This is a genomic window from Nocardiopsis camelliae, from assembly GCF_028993595.1.
Taxonomy (GTDB): domain Bacteria; phylum Actinomycetota; class Actinomycetes; order Streptosporangiales; family Streptosporangiaceae; genus Nocardiopsis; species Nocardiopsis dassonvillei.
Genome location: NZ_CP118614.1, coordinates 4,559,377 through 4,578,775 on the forward strand (window position 1 = coordinate 4,559,377; position 19,399 = coordinate 4,578,775).

Sequence of the window (19,399 nt, forward strand, 5' to 3'; positions counted from 1 at the left end):
CGCACGGCGAGCGGTGACGGGTACCGTGCTGGGATGCCTCGCCAACCTCTCGAACTGGCGCCCTTCCGCGGTCTGCGCTACACCGACCCCGACGCGGACCGCTTCGTCGACGGGGAGTTCGACCTCGCACGGCTCCTGGCCCCTCCCTACGACATCCCCGACGCCGACGAGGCGCGTGCGCTCCAGCGCTCCGACCCGCACAACGCGGCGCGGGTCACCCTGCCCTTCGAACTGAGCCGCCAGAGCCCCGCCGGGACGGGGACGGCCGTGCCGCGCCGCTACCGCACGGCCGCCGACCTGCTGCGCAGCTGGATCGACGACGGGGTGCTCGCGCTGGATCCGCGACCGGCGCTGTACGTGTACGAGCAGGTCACGGCCGACGGGCGGCGCCAGCGCGGACTGGTGGGCAACCTGCGCCTGCCCGAGGAGGGCGCCGAACCCGCTGTGCGCCCGCACGAGGACGTGGCAGACCCGCCGGTGCGCGACCGGTTCCACCTGATGGGCCTGGCCCGGGCCAACCTCGAACCGATCTTCCTGGTCTACCGGGGCGGCGACGGGTACGCGTCGGCCGCCACCGAGGCGGTCGCGGGCACCCCGCTGACGCACGCGCGCACCCGCGACGGAGCCGAGCACCGGCTGTGGGCGGTCACCGACCCCGCCGTGCTGCGACGCGTCGGCGCCGACCTGGCGGGCCGGTCCGCGCTGATCGCCGACGGACACCACCGCTACGCCGCCTACCGGCGCCTGCGCGCCGCCCACGACGACCCGGGCTGGCGCTACGGGCTGGCCCTGCTCGTGGACAGCGACACCCACCCGCCCCGGCTGGGCGCCATCCACCGGGTGCTGCCCGGCCTGGACACCGACGCCGCGGTCGAGGCCGCCCGCGCGGTGGCCTCCGTGGAAAGGATCGCGGACCCCCGCGCACACGCCCTGGACCGGGTGGAGGCGCCCGCCCTGCTGCTGGTCTCCGCCGAGGGCGACGCCCACCTGGTGCACAGCTTCGACGAGCGGGCGCTGGAGCGGGCCATGCCCGACCGCTCCCCGCAGTGGCGGCACCTGTCCACGGCCGCCCTGCACCAGGTGCTGCTTCCGCTGTGGGAGGTACCGGAGGAGCGGGTGCGGATGGTGCACGACGACCCGGCCGAGGCGGTCGCCGCCGCCCGCGACGAGAAGGGCACCGCCGTCATCGTGCCCCCGCTGCGCGTGGAACAGGTGTACGCGGTGGCCGACCGCGGGGAGCTGACCCCCCGCAAGTCCACCTCGTTCGGCCCCAAACCGCGCACGGGTCTGGTCATGCGCCTCCTGGACTGAGGGAGCGGCCCCGGGCCGACCGCCGCGCTCCGACGAGGCGGGCGGCCCGGGCCGCGTACACCACGGCGAAGGCGAGCGCGGCGGCCACCAGCAGGACCAGGGGGGCGGGGGCCAGGTAGAAGGTCTGCCCCCAGGTCATGTCGCGGCCCTGGGCCAGCAGCGCCGCCAACCGGTTCGGGAACACGGCCGCGACCATGACGGCCAGCCCCGGCAGCAGGCGCACCGCGCCGCGCCACCGGGGACGCACACGGACGGCCTCCGCCCAGACGCCGGCGCGCCGCACACCCCGCTGGGCGAGGTAGCCGGTCAGCCCGACCAGGGCGACCGACACCAGGTCGAGCGCCAACAGCGCCGGAGCGCTCGACGCGGCGGGCTCCCCGCCCTCGGCCAGGGCCACCAGCCCGTGCAGCAGCGCGGAGGCGTCGGCGCTGCCCAGCCCGGTGTTGGCCATCACCGCGATGCCGTACCCGCTCGCGGGCAGCAGCGCCTGGTGCGCGGTGTAGGTGAACTGGATGCCCCCGTGCGAGACCATCGGATCGCCCGCCGGGCTCTCCCCGGCGTTCCAGCCCAGCGCGGTGTCGCCGCCCGCGCCGCCGACCGGGGTGCGGGTGGCGGTGATCCCCTCCTCCGACAGGACGCGGGCGCCGTCGGCTCCCCGTCCCCCGTTGTTCTGCGCGACCAGCCAGCGGGCCATGTCGTGCGCGGTGGTGACCATGCCGCCCGCGCCGTTGAAGTAGCTCTGCGGCTCGGGCGCCGCGACGGCCCCGCCCAGGACGGCGACGTGCCCGGGCGCCACCCCCGCCGCGAAAACCTCCTCCGCGGTGTCGACGGTGACCGTGTCGTCCATGCCCAGCGGCGTGAACACGCGCTCGTCCATGTACTCGCCGAAGGCGCGGCCGCCGAGGACCTCCACCAGCCGGGCCGCGACGTGGTAGTTGGGGTTGTGGTAGTGGAACTCGGTGCCCGGGTCGGCGGCCAGCCCGGCGTCGGCCATCCTGGCGAGCGCCTCCTCCAGCTCCTCGGCGGCGGGGGCGCTCTTCTCCCGGAAGGCGGTGTCGGACATCCCCGAGGTGTGGGTGAGCAGTTGGCGGACGGTGACGCGGTCGGCGCGCGGGTCGTCGAGGGCGAACCCCGGCAGGTGCCGCGCCACCCGGTCGTCGAGCATGAGCGCGCCGTCCTCCACGAGCTGCATGACGGCAAGGGCGGTGAAGGCCTTGCTGACCGAGGCCACACCCATGGGGGTGTCGGCGGTGATCGCCCCGCCCTCGGAGTCGGTGCCGTAACCCGCCGCGCGCACCACCTCGGTGCCCCGGGTCACGGCGACGGCGGCCCCCGGAAGGGGTGAGGCGTCCAGGTAGTCGGACACGTAGGCGTCCACGGCCTCGGGAGTCAGCGCGTCCGGGGCCGTGTCGGGGACCTCGGCCCGGGCGGGTGCGGCGGTGAGCAGCAGGAGGGCGGCGGCCAGGCCCGCCGCCGCGATTCTGGTCAGGGACATGCGGACCATCGTGCTCGGCTCGGCCCGTCCGCGACCACGGTGCCGACCGCACGAGCGTCCTGGGGTTCTCCCCACCCCCCGCCCCCGGCGCGCCTCCCCCGGCCCCGACCGCCCGATATCCACTGGCCCGGCACCGACCGCCTGCTGTACCCATGGTGATCTGCTCCGTTCCCTTCCAGCCGAGGAGTGCCCAGCGTGCCCGCCCGAGCGCAGAACCCCGGCCGACCGCAGACCCGGGCCTCCCTGGCCCTCGACCTGACCGCGCTGGGGGTAGCGCCCGCCGACACCCTCCTGGTGCACTCCTCCCTCAGCGCGCTGGGCTGGGTGTGCGGTGGTGAGCAGGCCCTCGTGCAGGCCCTCATGGACGCCGTCGGCTCCGGGGGAACGCTCGTCGTGCCCACCCAGACCATGGACAACACCGACCCCGCCGGGTGGCGCGGCCCCCCGGTCACCGAGGACTGGTGGCCGGTCATCCGCGCGCAGGCGCCCGGGTTCGACCCGCGCCTGACACCGAGCAGGTACGTGGGCCGCGTCCCGGAGATGGTGCGCACCTGGCCGGGAGCGGTTCGCAGCGCGAACCCGCAGACCTCCTTCGCCGCCCTGGGCCCCCTCGCCCGCGACCTCATGGCGCACCACCCGGTCGGCTGCCGCCTGGGCGAGGACTCCCCGCTCGCCGCACTGGAACGCGTCCGGGCCAAGGTCCTGCTGCTGGGCACGGGGTTCGACTCCTGCACCGCCTTCCACCTGGCCGAGTACCGCGTCCCGCGGCCCCGCCCGGAGCGCTCCGGATGCGCGGTCCTGACCCCGGACGGCGGCCGGGAGTGGGTGGCCTTCACCGACGTGCTCCTGGACGAGGGGGACTTCGCACGGCTGGGCGCCGACTTCGAGAGCACCGGGGCCGTGACCTCGGGCCGCGTGGGCGAGGCCACCGCGCGGCTGTTCTCCCTCCCCGGGGCGGTGGCCTTCGCGTCCAGCTGGATGACCGTGAACCGGGACAGGTGATCCCCGTCCCGGGGCGCCCGGCGCCCGCGGCCGTACCGGCGGGCCAGCGACGCAGCGCACACCCCGGCCCCGGGCGGACGGTCCCGGCCGAGCGGGCCCGCGCCATAGCCTGGGAGACGACCACCGCCATCACACGGAACGGGTTCTCCGCCATGTCCCTGCTCGCCGCAGCCCGCCCCCTGAACGAGATCCACGACGCGATGCTCCTGGACCTGGACGGGGTGGTCTACATCGGCCCGCGGGCCGTACCGGCGGCACCGGAGGCGGTGGGCAAGGCGCGGGCCGCCGGAGCCCGGGTGGCGTTCGTGACCAACAACGCCGGGCGCACCCCGGCGCGCATCGCCGAGCACCTGACCGAACTGGGCGTGGGCGCCGCCCCCGAGGACGTGGTGACCTCCGCCGAGGCCGCCGCCCGCCTGGTGGGCGAACGCCACCCCGCGGGCTCGGACGTACTGGTGGTGGGCGACACCGCGCTGCGCCAGGCGGTGCGCAGGATGGGGCTGCGCCCGGTGTCGGTGGACAGCCCCTCGGTGGTGGCCGTGGTGCAGGGCTACTCCCGGCACATGACCCGCGACCTGCTCGACCAGGGCACGGTCGCGGTCCGGCGCGGCGCGTTCTACGTGGCCAGCAACAACGACGCCACCGCGCCCAGCGAGTGGGGTCTGACGCCCGGCAACGGGTCCTTCGTCCGGGTCATCGCCAACGCCACCGGGGTCGAACCCGTCGTCGCCGGAAAGCCCATGCGTCCGCTGCACGAGGAGGGCATCCTGCGCACCGGAGCGCGCAACCCCCTCATCGTGGGCGACCGGCTGGACACCGACATCGAGGGCGCGACCGCGCACGGCGCGGCCGGGATGCTCGTGCTGACGGGGGTGGCCACCCCGATGGACGCCCTCGCCGCACCCGAGCACCAGCGCCCCAGCTACCTGGCGTGGGACCTGTCGGGCATGAACCACACGCACCCGGCCGTCGTCCGCGAGGGCGACCGCACCCGCTGCGCGGGGTGGACGGTGACCGTCACCGGCGGCGCACCGCGTATCGAGGGGGCAGGGGACCGGCTGGACGGGCTGCGCGCACTGTGCGCGGCGGTCTGGGCGGACCGTGCGGCGGACCCGTCCGGCCCCGCCGCACGCGAGGCGCTGTCCCGCCTGGGCTGGTGAGCCCACGCGGCGGGCCCTCACCGCCGCACCGCCCCGGGCTCGGGGCCGTCGGCGGCCCGGACCAGGGTGGCGGCCCTGACCTCCACCTCGCACACGCTGCGTACGCCCTCCCGGCCCCTCCAGGTGCGGCGGCGCAGCTCCCCGGTCATCCGGACCACGTCGCCCAGCCGCCAGGCGCGGATCCCCTCGTGCAGGTCGCGGTCGAAACTGGTGCAGGTGATCGAGTCGGACCGGCGTCCGCGGTAGCGGCTGTCGTGGGTGCGGGCCACACAGACCCGCCACGTGGCCAACCGGTCGCCGCTGGGCAGCTCGCGGATGAGGGGACGGGCGGTGATCCGCCCGGCCACGAGGATCTCGTTGCGGTGCTCGGACTCACACGGGTCCTGCCGCGGGGACGGGGTGTCGGGGGCGGTCCGGCTCGGGGCGACCGCGGACTCCTGCTGCATGTGGACGTCCTCCCATGGGTGGAGAGTGAGGAGACGGGCGCGACGCGAAGCAGGGTCGCGGGGCCGGGAACCGACGGTCCGGCCATCCGCGTGCGGTGGGGGCGTGCGCTCTCCCACCAGGATCCCCCGGCGAAGGTCCCGGCGAAAGGCCCGCTGTGAGGCTGTGGACAACCCGCCCCGGCGCCGGCCGCGCGCCGCGCCCCCTCCGGCGGGGACCGGGCCGGCCCCGCCCCGACCAGCCGTGACACCCTTGTCCTAGAGTCGGATCCTGTCCGGTTCGGCCCCGCCGAACCCCACGACGACCGAGGAACAGGGGTGCTTGCAGTGCACGACGACGTGGACGTGAGCGGTCTGCCCGAGGGGATCACCCCGCTGGGCGACGACATCTTCGCCATCGACACGATGCTCGCCGGATACCCGGGGATCGTGTCGAGCTACCTCATCCGCTCCCAACGGCCCTGCGTCGTCGAGGTCGGCACCGCCGGTTCCGCGCGGGTCCTGCACGAGGCCGTCACCCGCCTCGGACTGGCCCCCGCGGACCTGGCCACCATCGTGGTCACCCACATCCACCTCGACCACGCGGGCGGTACCGGCGACATGGCCGCCCTGTTCCCCAACGCCGAGATCGTCGTGCACGAGCGCGGCGCCCGCCACCTGGCCGACCCGAGCAGGCTGATGCGCAGCGCCGAGATGGTGTGGGGCGACCGTCTGGACAGCCTGTTCGGACGGATGAACCCCACCGAGGCGTCCCGTATCCGTTCGGTGGCCGAGACGGGGGAGATCGACCTGGGCGGCGGACGCCGACTGGTGACCCACTACGCCCCCGGCCACGCCAAGCACCACATGGGCCTGGTCGACACCCTCACCGGCGACCTGTACGTCGGCGACGCACTGGGCGTGTACAAGCCCCTCACCGGAGAGGTCAGCCCGGCCACGCCACCGCCGGACTTCGACATGGAGGCGTGCCTGCGCACCCTGCGGCTGTTCGGGGACATCGACGCCCAGCGGCTGATGTTCTCCCACTTCGGCGCGGTCACCTCGGTCCCCGAGACCCTCGACCGGGCCGAGTCCGAGCTGCGGCTGTGGGTGGAGACGGTGCGCGAGTCCCACGGCAGCACCGGCGACCTGGACCACGCGATCGCCATGGTGCGCGACAAGGTGGTCTCGCGCTACGCGCCGATGCCGCCGGAGGTGCCCGCGGAGTCAGCCGCGATCCTGGACACCCTCAGCGGCGCGGAGGCCAACGTGTCCGGCATCGTGCACTGGCTGGACCGGCTCGCCCGGGAGCAGGCCGAGGCCCGGACGGAGGAGGAGCGCTCCTGAACGGTCCCGGACGGCCCTCGCGGTCCCCGGCGTCGGAGCGCGGACGTCCGCGCTCCGACGCCGAGGCGCGGAGCGGACTCGCGGCCGCCGGACGCGGCGCTCGGCCCGCGGGAAAACCGGGTGCACCCGCCGGACCCCGGACCTAGTCTCACCCCATGACGACTCAGATCCGCCCCATGGAGCGGGCCGACATCCCCCTGGTCCTCGCCCTCCTGCGCGCCGTCCACCCCTGCCGCGTGCTGACCGCGGAAGCGATGCGCTGGCGGGCGGAGAACCCCCGGCCCGGCATGCGCGAGACCACTCTGCTGGCGGTGGAGGACGGGGTCCCGGTGGGCTTCCTGCGCTCCGCGCTGCGCCGCGACGGCGAGGGCCCCCGCAGCGGTCGGTCCCTCCTCGCCACGGTCGCCGCCTCCCACCGGGACACGGACGTGGGCGCGCGCCTGCTGGACGCCTCGGAGCGCCACCTCGTCGAGGGCGGGGCCGAGGTGCTGCGGGCCGAGGCCGCCGAGGAGGACGTCCAGGCCGGAGGTGAGGCCTTCCGGCGGACGGTGCTGGAACGGGGATACACCCCGGAGGACACCAACCTCGTCCTGGGCCTGGACCTGGCCGCGCTCACCGACCCGCCGAGAGCACCCGAGGGCGTCGAACTGCGGCCGTTCAGCGACTACGCCGACGACCCGCGCGAGATCTACGAGGTCGACAGGCTGGCCAGCCTGGACGAGCCGGGCGCGGACTCCTGGTTCCCCTCCTACGAGGGGTGGCGCAAGGACGTGTGGCAGCATCCGCTCCGCGCACCGGACCTGTCCCTGTTGGCGCTGGTCGAGGGCGTACCGGCCGCCATCACCTGCTACGTCAGCGACGGGGAGACCCGGATGGAGTCGTCCATGACCGGCGCCCTGCGCGAGTTCCGGGGGCGCGGTCTGGCCGGGTACGCCAAGGCCGCGGCACTGCACCGGGCGCGTGAACGGGGCATGCGCTACGCCTACACCGGCAACCACGAGGACAACGCGCCGATGCTGGCCGCGAACCGGCGGCTCGGCTACGCCCCGGTCGGTTCCGAGACCGTCTACGTCCGGCGGCTCAGGGGTTAGCGGAGAGCCTCGGCGGCGCTCCGGGCAGCCCCAGCTCCCGGAGCAGGTGGGCGTAGAGTCCGTCCGCCCAGGAGAGTTCGTCGTCGGAGGGCAGGACGTCGAAGGCCCGCACCTCCACGGTCTCGAACTCCCCGGTCAGCGGGGCCAGCGCGGTCACCCGCGCGTGGGTGACCACCGTGACGTGACCGCCGGAGAGCACGTAGTGACCGACGGCGCTGATGTCGCCGAGGGTGGCGCCGGCCTCCTCCCGGGCCTCACGGCGCGCGGTGTCCTGGAGGGTCTCCCCCGGTTCGGCGTGCCCGCCGGGAAACTCCCAGGCCCGGCGCCGGTTGCGCACCAGCAGGGGCCGGTCACCGGTGTAGGTCAGGCACACCACGGAGTCGTGGGCCTCGGGGAGGGCCCCCAGGCGCACGACGGCACCGCCGAGCGGAGCGTCTCCGCCCGGCGGTGCGGTACCGCCGGCTCCGTGGAAGGGGCTCAGTCCCGGTCCTCACGGCCGCGGTACCGTTCGCCGCGGTCGCGGTCGCGGTCGCGCGGGGACGCGTCCTCCTCCGGCTCCTCCAGGAGTTCCTGCTCCTCGGCGTCGGTCCAGACGATGCCGTCCTCGGCGTCGTAGTCGACCAGCTCCATACCCTCCAGGGCGGCCAGCCGCTCGTCGGCGTCGGTGACGCCGTCGCTGTCCACGGCCGAGGCGCGCGAGAAGTACTCGCGGGCGTCGTCCTCGCGGCCCAGTTCCTCCAGGACGTCGGCGTAGGCGTAGAAGAGGCGGGCGACCCACGGACGGGCGCGCCGCTCCTTGAGCTCGGGCACCTGGAGTTCGGCCAGGGCTGCCTTGGCGTCGCCCATGTCCCGGCGGGCCCCGGAGGCGACGATGCGCAACTCGATACGCTCGGCGGAGTCCAGGTCCTTGGCGGCCGGGTCGTTGGTGATCTCCAGCGCCCGCTCGGGACGGCCCAGACCGCGCTCGCTGTCGGCCATGATCGCGAGGAAGTTGTCGCGTCCGCTCATCCGGCGTGCGGCGCGCAGGTCGGACAGGGCCTCCTGCCACTTGCCCACGGTGTAGGCCGCCACGCCGGAGGCCTCGCGGACGCCGGGAACCCGCGACGCCTTGCGGCGCGCGTAGGCCGCGTGGGCGTAGGCCCGCTCGGGGTCCTCGTCCAGGAGCATGCCGGCGGCGACGATGTGCTTGCCGACGAGTTCGGCCAGCGACTTGGGCAGCGAGTGCAGGTCACGCCTGGTCTCGGGGTCCAGCTGGGAGTAGCTGACCTCCTCCGGGAGCTGGGGCGCGATGTCGGCCGGGTCGCGGTCCTCACGAGGCGGACGGCGGTCGTCGCGCCGGTCGTCACGGCCGCGGAACCCGCCACCCCTGTTGTCGTCACGACCGCGGAACCCGCCGCCACGGCGGTCGTCCCTGCGCCCGCCGTCCCGGAAGCCGCCGCCCCGACGGTCGTCACGGCGCTCTCCGCCGCGGAAACCACCACGGTCGTCACGGCGGTCGTCACGGCCCCGGGAACCAGCGCGGTCGCGGTCGCCGCCACGGAAGCCGCCCCGATCATCCGGCCGGTCGTCGCGGCGGTCATCCCTGCGGTCGTCCCGGCCGCGGTAGCCGCCCCTGTCGTCGCGGCGGTCCCCACCACGGAACCCGCCACGGTCGTCACGGCGGTCCCCACCACGGAAACCACCACGGTCGTCACGGCGGTCCCCACCACGGAAACCACCACGGTCATCACGGCGGTCGCGGCGCTCTCCGCCGCCTTCACCACGGAAGCCGCCGCGGTCGTCCCGACGGTCCCCGCCGCGGAAACCGCCACCGCCGCGACGCTCGTCGCGACCCTGGTAACCCCCGCGGTCACGGTCGTCCCGGCGGTATCCTCCGCGCCGGTCGTCACGACCTCTGTCATCTCTGGAACCGCTGTAGCCGGACCGGGCGCGGGGTCCGTCACCGCGTCCCCGACCACCAGGTCCACCGGAGCGATAACCGCCGCGCTCGTTGGCTCCGGAGTCCTCGCGGTCTCCCGATCGGCTGTCCTCAGTCATCCAACCCGTCCGTCAACAATCAAAAGCGCTGCCACCTTGAGCAGTAGCAGCGCGTCATAGTACTCGTGCCTTCCAGCTTACGACATGGTGTCGCCGCTCATCACCAGAGCGCAGGTGCCCAAGGTCCTACTTTCCCAGCAGCGTCTGCGCACACCGGATCGGGTTGTCCACAGCACGCAACAGGCCCTGGCACCGACACGCCCGCATCCGGTTGACTGGAAACAAGGGGGCCCACCCAGGCACCCACACCCCCGCACACCCACCCCAACGTTCACAAACGCACAAACCCCCACACAAAAAAAAGGGGCGGACCCGCCCTAACAGGCACCCCACCCCCACAAAAAAAGAGAGGCAGGGCCACCCCTAACAGGCAACCCCACCCCTCCTTCAAGAAAAACCGTGGCAGCGACCTACTCTCCCACCCCACCACAGGGCAGTACCATCAGCGCAAAGAGACTTAACGACCGGGTTCGGAAAGAGACCGGGTGTGACCCTCCAGCAATAACCACCACGGAAACCACACACCACCCACCCAACTCCACCCACCCCCACAGGGCAGGGAATCACAGTGAGCAGTAAACTCCGTGAAAAGTGTGCGCGAACATCCAATTATCTGCAGCGGACAAGCCCTCGGCCTATTAGTACCGGTCAGCTCCACCCCTCACAAGGCTTCCACACCCGGCCTATCAACCCCATCGTCTATAGGGAGCCTTACCCCCTCAAGGAGGCAGGAGACCTCATCTCGAAGCAAGCTTCCCGCTTAGATGCTTTCAGCGGTTATCCCTCCCGAACGTAGCCAACCAGCCATGCCCTTGGCAGGACAACTGGCACACCAGAGGTTCGTCCGTCCCGGTCCTCTCGTACTAGGGACAGCCCTTCTCAAGTCTCCAACGCGCACAGCGGATAGGGACCGAACTGTCTCACGACGTTCTAAACCCAGCTCGCGTGCCGCTTTAATGGGCGAACAGCCCAACCCTTGGGACCAACTCCAGCCCCAGGATGCGACGAGCCGACATCGAGGTGCCAAACCATCCCGTCGATATGGACTCTTGGGGAAGATCAGCCTGTTATCCCCGGGGTACCTTTTAGCCGTTGAGCGACACCGCTTCCACACGCCGGTGCCGGATCACTAGTCCCAGCTTTCGCTCCTGCTCGACACGTCCGTCTCACAGTCAAGCTCCCTTGTGCACTTACACTCAACACCTGATTACCAACCAGGCTGAGGGAACCTTTGGGCGCCTCCGTTACTCTTTGGGAGGCAACCGCCCCAGTTAAACTACCCACCAGACACTGTCCCCGAACCGGATCACGGTCCAAAGTTAGATGCCCGAAACAGTCAGAGTGGTATTTCACCAACGCCTCCACCGCCACTAGCGTGACAGCTTCACCGGCTCCCACCTATCCTACACAAACCATCCCAAACACCAATGTCAAGCTATAGTGAAGGTCCCGGGGTCTTTCCGTCCTGCTGCGCGAAACGAGCATCTTTACTCGTAGTGCAATTTCACCGGGCCCATGGTTGAGACAGTGGGGAAGTCGTTACGCCATTCGTGCAGGTCGGAACTTACCCGACAAGGAATTTCGCTACCTTAGGATGGTTATAGTTACCACCGCCGTTTACTGGCGCTTAGATTCCCAGCTTCGCAGGGGCGAACCCCCACTAACCAGTCCTCTTAACGTTCCAGCACCGGGCAGGCGTCAGTCCGTATACAGCGTCTTACGACTTCGCACGGACCTGTGTTTTTAATAAACAGTCGCTTCCCCCCGCTATCTGCGACCCCACCCAGCTCAGGATGCAAGATCCGTCACCAGACAGGGCTCCCCTTCTCCCAAAGTTACGGGGACAATTTGCCGAGTTCCTTAACCATGGTTCACCCGAACGCCTCGGTATTCTCTACCTGACCACCTGCGTCGGTTTAGGGTACTGGCCACACACGAACTCGCTAGAGGCTTTTCTCGACAGCATGGGATCACTCACTTCACCAAAAACGGCTCGGCATCACGTCTCAGCTCACATGAGAGGCGGATTTGCCAACCTCTCAGCCTACACGCTTACCCCCGGACAACCACCGCCGGGTAGAGCTACCCTCCTGCGTCACCCCATCACTTACCTACTACAAGCTCGGTTCCCAGACCAGTAAGTCAAAGCTCCCCGAAGGGACCCAAGACCACCAGCGTGGTTAGCATCACCTGATTCAGTACTGGACGCTCGTGCACGGGTACGGGAATATCAACCCGTTATCCATCGACTACGCCTGTCGGCCTCGCCTTAGGTCCAGACTCACCCTGGGCGGATTAACCTGCCCCAGGAACCCTTAGTCAATCGGCGGCAACGTTTCTCACGTTGCTTTCGCTACTCATGCCTGCATTCTCACTCGCACGCCCTCCACCACACGATCACTCGGCAGCTTCACCGGACGCACGACGCTCCCCTACCAACCCAAGAAACTAGTCTTGAGCTTCACAGCTTCGGCGGTGTGCTTTAGCCCCGCTACATTATCGGCGCAGAACCACTTGACCAGTGAGCTATTACGCACTCTTTAAAGGATGGCTGCTTCTAAGCCAACCTCCTGGTTGTCTCAGCAACTCCACAACCTTTCCCACTTAGCACACGCTTAGGGGCCTTAGCTGATGATCTGGGCTGTTTCCCTCTCGACTACGAAGCTTATCCCCCGCAGTCTCACTGCCACGCTTCACTTAACCGGCATTCGGAGTTTGTCTGACGTCAGTAACCTTGTCGGGCCCATCAGCCAAACAGTAGCTCTACCTCCAGCAAGAAACACGCGACGCTGCACCTAAATGCATTTCGGGGAGAACCAGCTATCACGGAGTTTGATTGGCCTTTCACCCCTACCCACACCTCATCCCCCAGGTTTTCAACCCTGGTGGGTTCGGGCCTCCACGAGGTCTTACCCCCGCTTCACCCTGGACATGGGTAGATCACTCCGCTTCGGGTCCACAGCATGCGACTCAAATCGCCCTATTCAGACTCGGTTTCCCTACGGCTACCCCACCCGGGTTAACCTCGCCACACACCATGACTCGCAGGCTCATTCTTCAAAAGGCACGCCATCACCAAACACGAAGTTCAGCTCTGACGGCTTGACAGCACACGGTTTCAGGTACTATTTCACGACCCCTCACCGGGGCACTTTTCACCTTTCCCTCACGGTACTAGTGCACTATCGGTCACCAGGACGTATTTTGGCTTAGCAGGTGGTCCTGCCAGATTCACACGGACTTTCACGGGCTCCGCGCTACTCGGGAATACATCCAACACCTAGGTTCTTCCTACACCTACGGGACTCTCACCCACTCCGGTACCGCTTCCCAACGGCTTCAGCTACAAGAACCACTCAGCGCTCCAGGTCGGCAGACCCAGACAGACGCATCCCACAACCCCGCAAACGCAACGACTGCCGTCTATCACACGCCTACGGTTTAGCCTCTTCCCCGTTCGCTCACCACTACTAGGAGAATCACTGTTGTTTACTCTTCCTACGGGTACTGAGATGTTTCACTTCCCCGCGTCACCACCAACCACCCTATACATTCAGATGGCGGCAACCCGACACAACTCGGGCTAGGTTTCCCCATTCGGACACCCACGGATCACAGCTCGGTTGACAGCTCCCCGTGGCCTATCGCGGCCTCCCACGTCCTTCATCGGCGCCTGGTGCCAAGGCATCCACCGTGTGCCACTATCACTTGGCCACTACAGATAATAAGATGCTCGCGCACACTATTCACAAATCAAAACACCAACCGCATACCCCAACACCACTCACATCCTCAGCCACAACGGCAAGGAACCGAGAGTTCTCAGAGGCGGTCCGCGGGAACCAACACCCGACCAGGCCCAAAGGCCACCAGCCGGAGGTTGTTTCCTCAGACACCCAACAGCGCGCCCCCGGACGCTTCTAGTCGCCCGAGGTCAAGTTCGATTCATCTTCAGCCACTCCCGAACAGCCCACACCCGAAGATGTGTCATGCTGCCGGGTCCACTTTCGAGTCCGGCCGGCTGTAGAAGTAATGCCGGCCTGTAAAGACTCCTTAGAAAGGAGGTGATCCAGCCGCACCTTCCGGTACGGCTACCTTGTTACGACTTCGTCCCAATCGCCAGCCCCACCTTCACTCACTCCCTCCCACAAGGGGTTAGGCCGCAAGTTTCGGGTGTTGCCGACTTTCATGACGTGACGGGCGGTGTGTACAAGGCCCGGGAACGTATTCACCGCGGCGTTGCTGATCCGCGATTACTAGCGACTCCACCTTCATGGGGTCGAGTTGCAGACCCCAATCCGAACTGAGACCGGCTTTTAGGGATTCGCTCCACCTTACGGTATCGCACGCCCATTGTACCGGCCATTGTAGCATGTTTGCAGCCCAAGACATAAGGGGCATGATGACTTGACGTCATCCCCACCTTCCTCCGAGTTGACCCCGGCAGTCTCCCATGAGTCCCCACCATTACGTGCTGGCAACATGGAACAAGGGTTGCGCTCGTTGCGGGACTTAACCCAACATCTCACGACACGAGCTGACGACAGCCATGCACCACCTGTCACCCGCCAACTAAATGACCTCACATCTCTGCGAGTCCACGGGTGATGTCAAACCTTGGTAAGGTTCTTCGCGTTGCGTCGAATTAAGCAACATGCTCCGCCGCTTGTGCGGGCCCCCGTCAATTCCTTTGAGTTTTAGCCTTGCGGCCGTACTCCCCAGGCGGGGCGCTTAATGCGTTAGCTACGGCGCGGAAACCGTGGAAAGTCCCCACACCTAGCGCCCAACGTTTACGGCATGGACTACCAGGGTATCTAATCCTGTTCGCTCCCCATGCTTTCGCTCCTCAGCGTCAGGTAAGGCCCAGAGACCCGCCTTCGCCACCGGTGTTCCTCCTGATATCTGCGCATTTCACCGCTACACCAGGAATTCCAGTCTCCCCTACCTACCTCTAGCATGCCCGTATCCACTGCAGAACCGGAGTTAAGCCCCGGTCTTTCACAGCAGACGCGACACGCCGCCTACGAGCTCTTTACGCCCAATAATTCCGGACAACGCTCGGACCCTACGTATTACCGCGGCTGCTGGCACGTAGTTAGCCGGTCCTTATTCCCCACCTACCGTCAACCCGAAGAGAACTTCGAGCCTGCGTTGGTGGTAAAAGAGGTTTACAACCCGAAGGCCGTCATCCCCCACGCGGCGTCGCTGCGTCAGGCTTTCGCCCATTGCGCAATATTCCCCACTGCTGCCTCCCGCAGGAGTCTGGGCCGTGTCTCAGTCCCAGTGTGGCCGGTCGCCCTCTCAGGCCGGCTACCCGTAATCGCCTTGGTAGGCCGTTACCCCACCAACAAGCTGATAGGCCGCGAGCCCATCCCTGACCGAAAAACTTTCCACCCTCCACCATGAGGTGGCGGGTCGTATCCGGTATTAGACGGCGTTTCCACCGCTTATCCCGGAGTCAGGGGCAGGTTGCTCACGTGTTACTCACCCGTTCGCCGCTCGTGTACCCCGAAGGGCCTTACCGCTCGACTTGCATGTGTTAAGCACGCCGCCAGCGTTCGTCCTGAGCCAGGATCAAACTCTCCATAAAGGTCACTCAACCCGACCCGGCCGTGAGGCCTGGGCGGGTAAACCTAGAAGTAATCCTGACCAACCGGGTTACCCCGGCTAATCAAAGGAACCTCCGCACACGAACCGGAATGGTTCTGTGTGACGGGGCCAAAACAAACATGGCTTAAAGAAAATCAAACACGCGCTGTTGAGTTCTCAAGAAACAACCGCTCTTCGTGTACAAGCTGCTGTGAGCTTTTCCGCCGAAGGCGTTGTGCGTTTCCGCTTTGTTGTGTCTTTACTTTATCAGGTGTTCCGCGCCCCGCCAAATCGGCGGTTTGTGGTTTTTCTGATCGGGGTAAAGCCCGTTTCCTGTTTCGCTTCCGTGTTTCCTTGGAAGCGCCTCCCGAAGCCTAGCCGATGAAGAGCAGTGCTCGAACCGGTTCGGTTGAGAGGAGGAGGGGTGTCGCCGGACCCGGTCCGGTTCCGAGTCGGCCCGAAGGCCTCTCACCGTCCCGCAGCGACTTGTTCGAGTATAGGGAGGGCGGGGGCAGACGTCAAGCCGGAGCCCGGTACGCGCATCAACCGCGCGCTCCGGGGCTCTGTCGCCCCTGTCGGACGGCTTGTTCAGGCCCCTGTGACGTGCGCGGTGCTCACACCGGGTCCGCGCTGTTACGTCGGCTTTTGTTCAGACAACGGGCATCCTGCCCGGAAGATTCCCGCTCGAAACCCGTCGGTGCCCGTCGGACTCCGGCTGCTCCGCGGGCCGGTGGCGGACACCGGCCCGCGGAGCGGCACGTCAGCCGTTGAGGACCAGGCCGCCGATGTTGCGCTTGCCCTTGCGCAGCACGACGAAGCGTCCCTGGAGCACGTCCTCGGGGCGGAGCACGGCCTCCACGTCGGTGACCTTGACGTTGTTCACGTAGGCCCCGCCCTCCTGGATAGCGCGGCGGGCCGCGGACTTGCTCGGCGTCAGGCCGCTCTGCGCGAACGCGTCGGTCACGAGCAGCCCGTCGACGGGACCGTCGACCTCGGCCCGGGGCACCTCGGCCAGGGCGGCGTCGAGCGTGCGGGAGTCCAGGTCGGACAGGTCCGCGCGGCCGAACAGCGCCAGGCTGGCCTCCTTGACCTTGCGGCACTCCTCCTCGCCGTGCACGAGGACGGTGAGGTCCTCGGCAAGGACGCGCTGGGCGGCGCGGGCCTGCGGACGCTCCTCGGTCTGGCGCTCCAGTTCCTCGATCTCGTCGCGGTCGCGGAAGCTGAAGGTCTTCAGGTAGCGGACCACGTCGCGGTCGTCGGCGTTGAACCAGAACTGGTAGAAGGCGTACGGCGAGGTCAGCTCGGGGTCGAGCCAGACACTGCCGGACTCCGTCTTGCCGAACTTGGTGCCGTCGGCCTTGGTGAGCAGGTTGGTGGTCAGCCCGTGCGCCTGGCCGTGCGGCTCGTTTCCGTCCATCCTGCGGACCAGGTCCAGGCCCGCGGTGATGTTGCCCCACTGGTCGGAACCGCCGGTCTGCAACGTGCAGCCGAAGCGGCGGTAGAGCTGGACGTAGTCGTAGGACTGAAGGAGCACGTAGCTGAACTCGGTGTAGCTCATGCCCTCGCCGTCGAGCCGGCTCCGCACCGTCTCCCTGGCGAGCATCTGGTTGACGCTGAAGTGCTTGCCGACGTCGCGCAGCAGCTCGATGGCGTTGATCTCCCCGAGCCAGTCGGCGTTGTTGGCCAGGACGGCGTCGGTCGGCTCCGGCTGCTCGCCCTCGGGGGTGAAGCGCAGGAACGCGGACAGCTGCCCGCCCAGGTTGTCGACCCAGCCCCGCACGGTCTCCAGCGAGTTGAGCTGGCGCTCGGCGTTGGGCTTGGGGTCGCCGATGAGACCGGTGCCGCCGCCGACCAGCGCGATCGGGCGGTGCCCCGCCTGCTGGAAGCGGGCCAGGGTCAGGATCTGGGTGAGGTGGCCCACGTGCAGGCTGCCCGCCGTCGGGTCGAATCCGCAATACAGGGTGATCGGACCATCGGCGAGCGCCTTGCGCAGTGCGTCAAGGTCGGTCGTCTGCGCGAGCAGGCCGCGCCACTGGAGTTCGTCGATGATGTCGGTCACTGTGTTGCTCTCTGTTGTGTAGGCAGGCCCCACGGGGCTCGATCTGCCTTGGAGTGTAGGTCGGACGTGGTGGAAAGCCATCCGGTTTTCCGGCCTTCCCACGCTATCGGCTGTGGTGAGGGCATAGATCGCGCGGCCTCGGCCCGCCGCGGCCACCGCCTCCTCCGAAGAACCCGGCCCGGGCCCCTTGACCTGTTTGGCTAATGACATTAGCTTTCTGGTTATCAGGGAAAGCCAATCGGCAGGGAGAACACGATGCACCACCTCACACGTCCACAGGGACGGATCGCCTACGACCTCTACGGAACCGACAACACCGGCCCGCTCGTAGTCTGCGTACCCGGCATGTTCGACCACCGCCACTCCTTCCGCTTCGTCGGCGCGGGCCTGGCCGAGGGCGGGTACCGGGTCGCCGCCATGGACCTGCGCGGCCACGGCGACAGCGACACCACCTTCGACGACCACACCAGCCGCGCGGCGGCCACCGACGCCCTCGCCCTCGCCGAGGAGCTGGGCGGAGAAGACGTGGTCATCGTGGGCAACTCCCTCGGCGCGGGTGCCGCCGCCATCGCGGCCAAGGAGCGGCCCGACCTGGTGGCCGGCGTCGCCCTGCTCGGCCCGGCCCTGGGCCCGCCCTCCCTCGGCCCGTTCGCCCGTCTCGGCCTGCGACTCCTTCTGCTGCGTCCCTGGGGTCCCCGCGCCCTGACCGCCGTCTACGACCGCTTGCACACCGGCCGCAGGCCCGAGGGGCACCGGCGCCAGCTGGAACTCGTCCTGGGAATGCTGCGTCCGGCCGACCGCTACCACGCCGTGTACCGGACGATCCACGCGCCCAACGAGACCGTCGCCGACACCGAGGGGGTGCGGGCCCGGGCCGTGGTGGTCATGGGTGAGCAGGACCCCGATTGGAAGGACCCGCGCGCCCATGCCGACCACGTGGCCTCCGTGGTCGGGGGCTCGGTGCTGATGGTGCCCGAGTGCGGCCACTACGCCCAGGCGCAGCGGCCCGACGTGGTCGTGCCCGCCGTTCAGGCACTGCTCCGGGAGGTGGTGGCCGGTGCCTAGGGCGGGGCTGTCCCCGGCGGTGGTGGCGGAGGAGGCGGCGCGGTTCTGCGACGAGGAGGGGTTCGACTCCCTGTCCCTGGCCGCGGTCGCCAAACGGCTCGGAGTGGCCACGCCCAGTCTGTACAAGCACGTCGACGGACTGGTGGGGCTGCGCCGGGAAGTGGCGCTGCTGGGCGCGAACGGGATCGGTGAGCAGGTGCAGCGCGCCGCCGTGGGCCGTTCCGGTCCAGAGGCGCTGCGCGCGACGGCCGACGCCTACCGCCGCTACGCGCACGCCCATCCGGGACGCTACGCGGCCCTGCAGCAGCTGCCGGTGCTGGCCGGGGCCGAGGCCGAGCTGGTCACCGACCCGGTACGGGTCCTGGCCGCCGTCCTGCGCGGGTTCGGCATCGCCGATGAGCAGGCCGTGCACGCGATCCGGGCGCTGCGCAGTTCGCTGCACGGGTTCGTGGACCTGGAGACGCGCGGCGGCTTCGGCCTGCCCGAGGACGTGGACCAGTCCTACGGGCTGCTGGTGGAGGGGTTCGTGCGCGCCTTCCAGGAGTGGCCGGACACGGTGCCCGGCGCGGCTGCGGCGCACGGGGACACGGGGAAGGGGTAGGCGGTGCCGGGCCCGGGGTTGTGGGAGACGCCGGTGGCGGCGGCCGTGGTGGAGGGCGCGCCGGTGTCGGCGGGCACGGTCCTGTACGCCTGGCGAACGCTCAGGGTCCAGCCGGACCGCGTGCGGGCACGGCACCACAGCGCGGTTGGAGGACTGCTGCTGGTGGGCTCCTTCGTGTCCGACCTCCTCGCGTCCTGATGTTTCCCTCTCCCCTCTCGGT

General features: G+C 68.9%; 14 protein-coding genes and 3 rRNA genes. 9 read left to right on the plus strand and 8 right to left on the minus strand.

The window, feature by feature from the left end; translation table 11 throughout:
* Positions 1-33: 33 nt before the first annotated feature.
* The gene (locus PV789_RS19875) at positions 34-1,311 is read left to right on the plus strand and encodes a DUF1015 family protein (protein ID WP_274974029.1); all 1,278 of its coding nucleotides are present in this window, start codon (positions 34-36) and stop codon (positions 1,309-1,311) included.
* Here the strand turns inward: PV789_RS19875 and PV789_RS19880 are convergent.
* Entirely contained in the window at positions 1,292-2,806 is a 1,515-nt protein-coding gene (locus PV789_RS19880) for a serine hydrolase domain-containing protein (protein ID WP_274974030.1), read from the minus strand. The genes PV789_RS19875 and PV789_RS19880 overlap by 20 nt on opposite strands.
* Positions 2,807-3,001: 195 nt before the next feature.
* Here PV789_RS19880 and PV789_RS19885 point away from each other — a divergent pair, with 195 nt between their 5' ends.
* Positions 3,002-3,808, plus strand: a complete 807-nt coding sequence (locus tag PV789_RS19885) for an AAC(3) family N-acetyltransferase (protein ID WP_274974031.1) — start codon at positions 3,002-3,004, stop codon at positions 3,806-3,808.
* A gap of 152 nt (positions 3,809-3,960) precedes the next feature.
* Positions 3,961-4,968, plus strand: a complete 1,008-nt coding sequence (locus PV789_RS19890; protein ID WP_274974032.1) for an HAD-IIA family hydrolase — start codon at positions 3,961-3,963, stop codon at positions 4,966-4,968.
* Between the two features lie 17 nt (positions 4,969-4,985).
* Here PV789_RS19890 and PV789_RS19895 read toward each other — a convergent pair whose 3' ends face one another.
* Positions 4,986-5,414 carry a single-stranded DNA-binding protein gene (locus PV789_RS19895; RefSeq protein ID WP_274974033.1) on the minus strand — a complete coding sequence of 143 codons (429 nt, stop codon included), beginning with the start codon at positions 5,412-5,414 and terminating at the stop codon, positions 4,986-4,988.
* A 324-nt stretch (positions 5,415-5,738) separates the two neighbouring features.
* Between PV789_RS19895 and PV789_RS19900 the strand changes: the two genes are divergently transcribed.
* On the plus strand, positions 5,739-6,737 hold the full coding sequence (locus PV789_RS19900) for an MBL fold metallo-hydrolase (RefSeq protein WP_274978190.1): 999 nt from the start codon (positions 5,739-5,741) through the stop codon (positions 6,735-6,737).
* 155 nt (positions 6,738-6,892) lie between these two features.
* Complete coding sequence (locus tag PV789_RS19905; RefSeq protein WP_274974034.1) at positions 6,893-7,828, plus strand: GNAT family N-acetyltransferase; 936 nt, start codon at positions 6,893-6,895, stop codon at positions 7,826-7,828.
* Here PV789_RS19905 and PV789_RS19910 read toward each other — a convergent pair.
* Entirely contained in the window at positions 7,818-8,240 is a 423-nt protein-coding gene (locus PV789_RS19910) for an NUDIX hydrolase (protein ID WP_274974035.1), read from the minus strand. The genes PV789_RS19905 and PV789_RS19910 overlap by 11 nt on opposite strands.
* Positions 8,241-8,305: 65 nt before the next feature.
* Complete coding sequence (locus PV789_RS19915) at positions 8,306-8,995, minus strand: hypothetical protein (RefSeq protein ID WP_274974036.1); 690 nt, start codon at positions 8,993-8,995, stop codon at positions 8,306-8,308.
* Positions 8,996-9,010: 15 nt separating this feature from the next.
* Between PV789_RS19915 and PV789_RS19920 the strand changes: the two genes are divergently transcribed.
* Positions 9,011-9,925, plus strand: coding sequence for a hypothetical protein (locus tag PV789_RS19920; RefSeq protein WP_274974037.1), 915 nt, complete (start codon positions 9,011-9,013; stop codon positions 9,923-9,925).
* 337 nt (positions 9,926-10,262) lie between these two features.
* Here the strand turns inward: PV789_RS19920 and rrf are convergent.
* The 4 genes from rrf to tyrS form a co-directional block, all read right to left on the minus strand.
* Positions 10,263-10,378: ribosomal RNA gene (gene rrf / locus PV789_RS19925) — 5S ribosomal RNA — on the minus strand.
* Between the two features lie 104 nt (positions 10,379-10,482).
* Positions 10,483-13,580 (minus strand): 23S ribosomal RNA (locus tag PV789_RS19930).
* Positions 13,581-13,922: 342 nt separating this feature from the next.
* A 16S ribosomal RNA gene (locus PV789_RS19935) occupies positions 13,923-15,455 on the minus strand.
* The 16S, 23S and 5S rRNA genes sit together here, the layout of an rRNA operon.
* A gap of 759 nt (positions 15,456-16,214) precedes the next feature.
* Entirely contained in the window at positions 16,215-17,513 is a 1,299-nt protein-coding gene (gene tyrS / locus PV789_RS19940) for a tyrosine--tRNA ligase (protein WP_274974038.1), read from the minus strand.
* A gap of 255 nt (positions 17,514-17,768) precedes the next feature.
* Between tyrS and PV789_RS19945 the strand changes: the two genes are divergently transcribed.
* The 3 genes from PV789_RS19945 to PV789_RS19955 are packed head-to-tail and all read left to right on the plus strand — an operon-like array spanning position 17,769 to position 19,377.
* Positions 17,769-18,578 (plus strand): alpha/beta fold hydrolase, encoded by an 810-nt coding sequence (locus PV789_RS19945; RefSeq protein ID WP_274974039.1) that lies wholly within the window; start codon positions 17,769-17,771, stop codon positions 18,576-18,578.
* Positions 18,571-19,179 (plus strand): TetR/AcrR family transcriptional regulator, encoded by a 609-nt coding sequence (locus tag PV789_RS19950; protein WP_274974040.1) that lies wholly within the window; start codon positions 18,571-18,573, stop codon positions 19,177-19,179. Before PV789_RS19945 ends, PV789_RS19950 begins: the two co-directional genes overlap by 8 nt.
* 33 nt (positions 19,180-19,212) lie before the next feature.
* Positions 19,213-19,377 (plus strand): hypothetical protein, encoded by a 165-nt coding sequence (locus PV789_RS19955; RefSeq protein WP_274974041.1) that lies wholly within the window; start codon positions 19,213-19,215, stop codon positions 19,375-19,377.
* Positions 19,378-19,399: the final 22 nt, after the last annotated feature.

Excerpts from the sequence above, each read along its gene's own strand:
- PV789_RS19875 (WP_274974029.1), top strand. The coding sequence starts at position 34 with ATGCCTCGCCAACCTCTCGAACTGGCGCCCTTCCGCGGTCTGCGCTAC.
- PV789_RS19880 (WP_274974030.1), bottom strand. The coding sequence starts at position 2,806 with ATGTCCCTGACCAGAATCGCGGCGGCGGGCCTGGCCGCCGCCCTCCTG.
- PV789_RS19890 (WP_274974032.1), top strand. The coding sequence starts at position 3,961 with ATGTCCCTGCTCGCCGCAGCCCGCCCCCTGAACGAGATCCACGACGCG.
- PV789_RS19895 (WP_274974033.1), bottom strand. The coding sequence starts at position 5,414 with ATGCAGCAGGAGTCCGCGGTCGCCCCGAGCCGGACCGCCCCCGACACC.
- PV789_RS19905 (WP_274974034.1), top strand. The coding sequence starts at position 6,893 with ATGACGACTCAGATCCGCCCCATGGAGCGGGCCGACATCCCCCTGGTC.
- PV789_RS19915 (WP_274974036.1), bottom strand. The coding sequence starts at position 8,995 with ATGCTCCTGGACGAGGACCCCGAGCGGGCCTACGCCCACGCGGCCTAC.
- PV789_RS19945 (WP_274974039.1), top strand. The coding sequence starts at position 17,769 with ATGCACCACCTCACACGTCCACAGGGACGGATCGCCTACGACCTCTAC.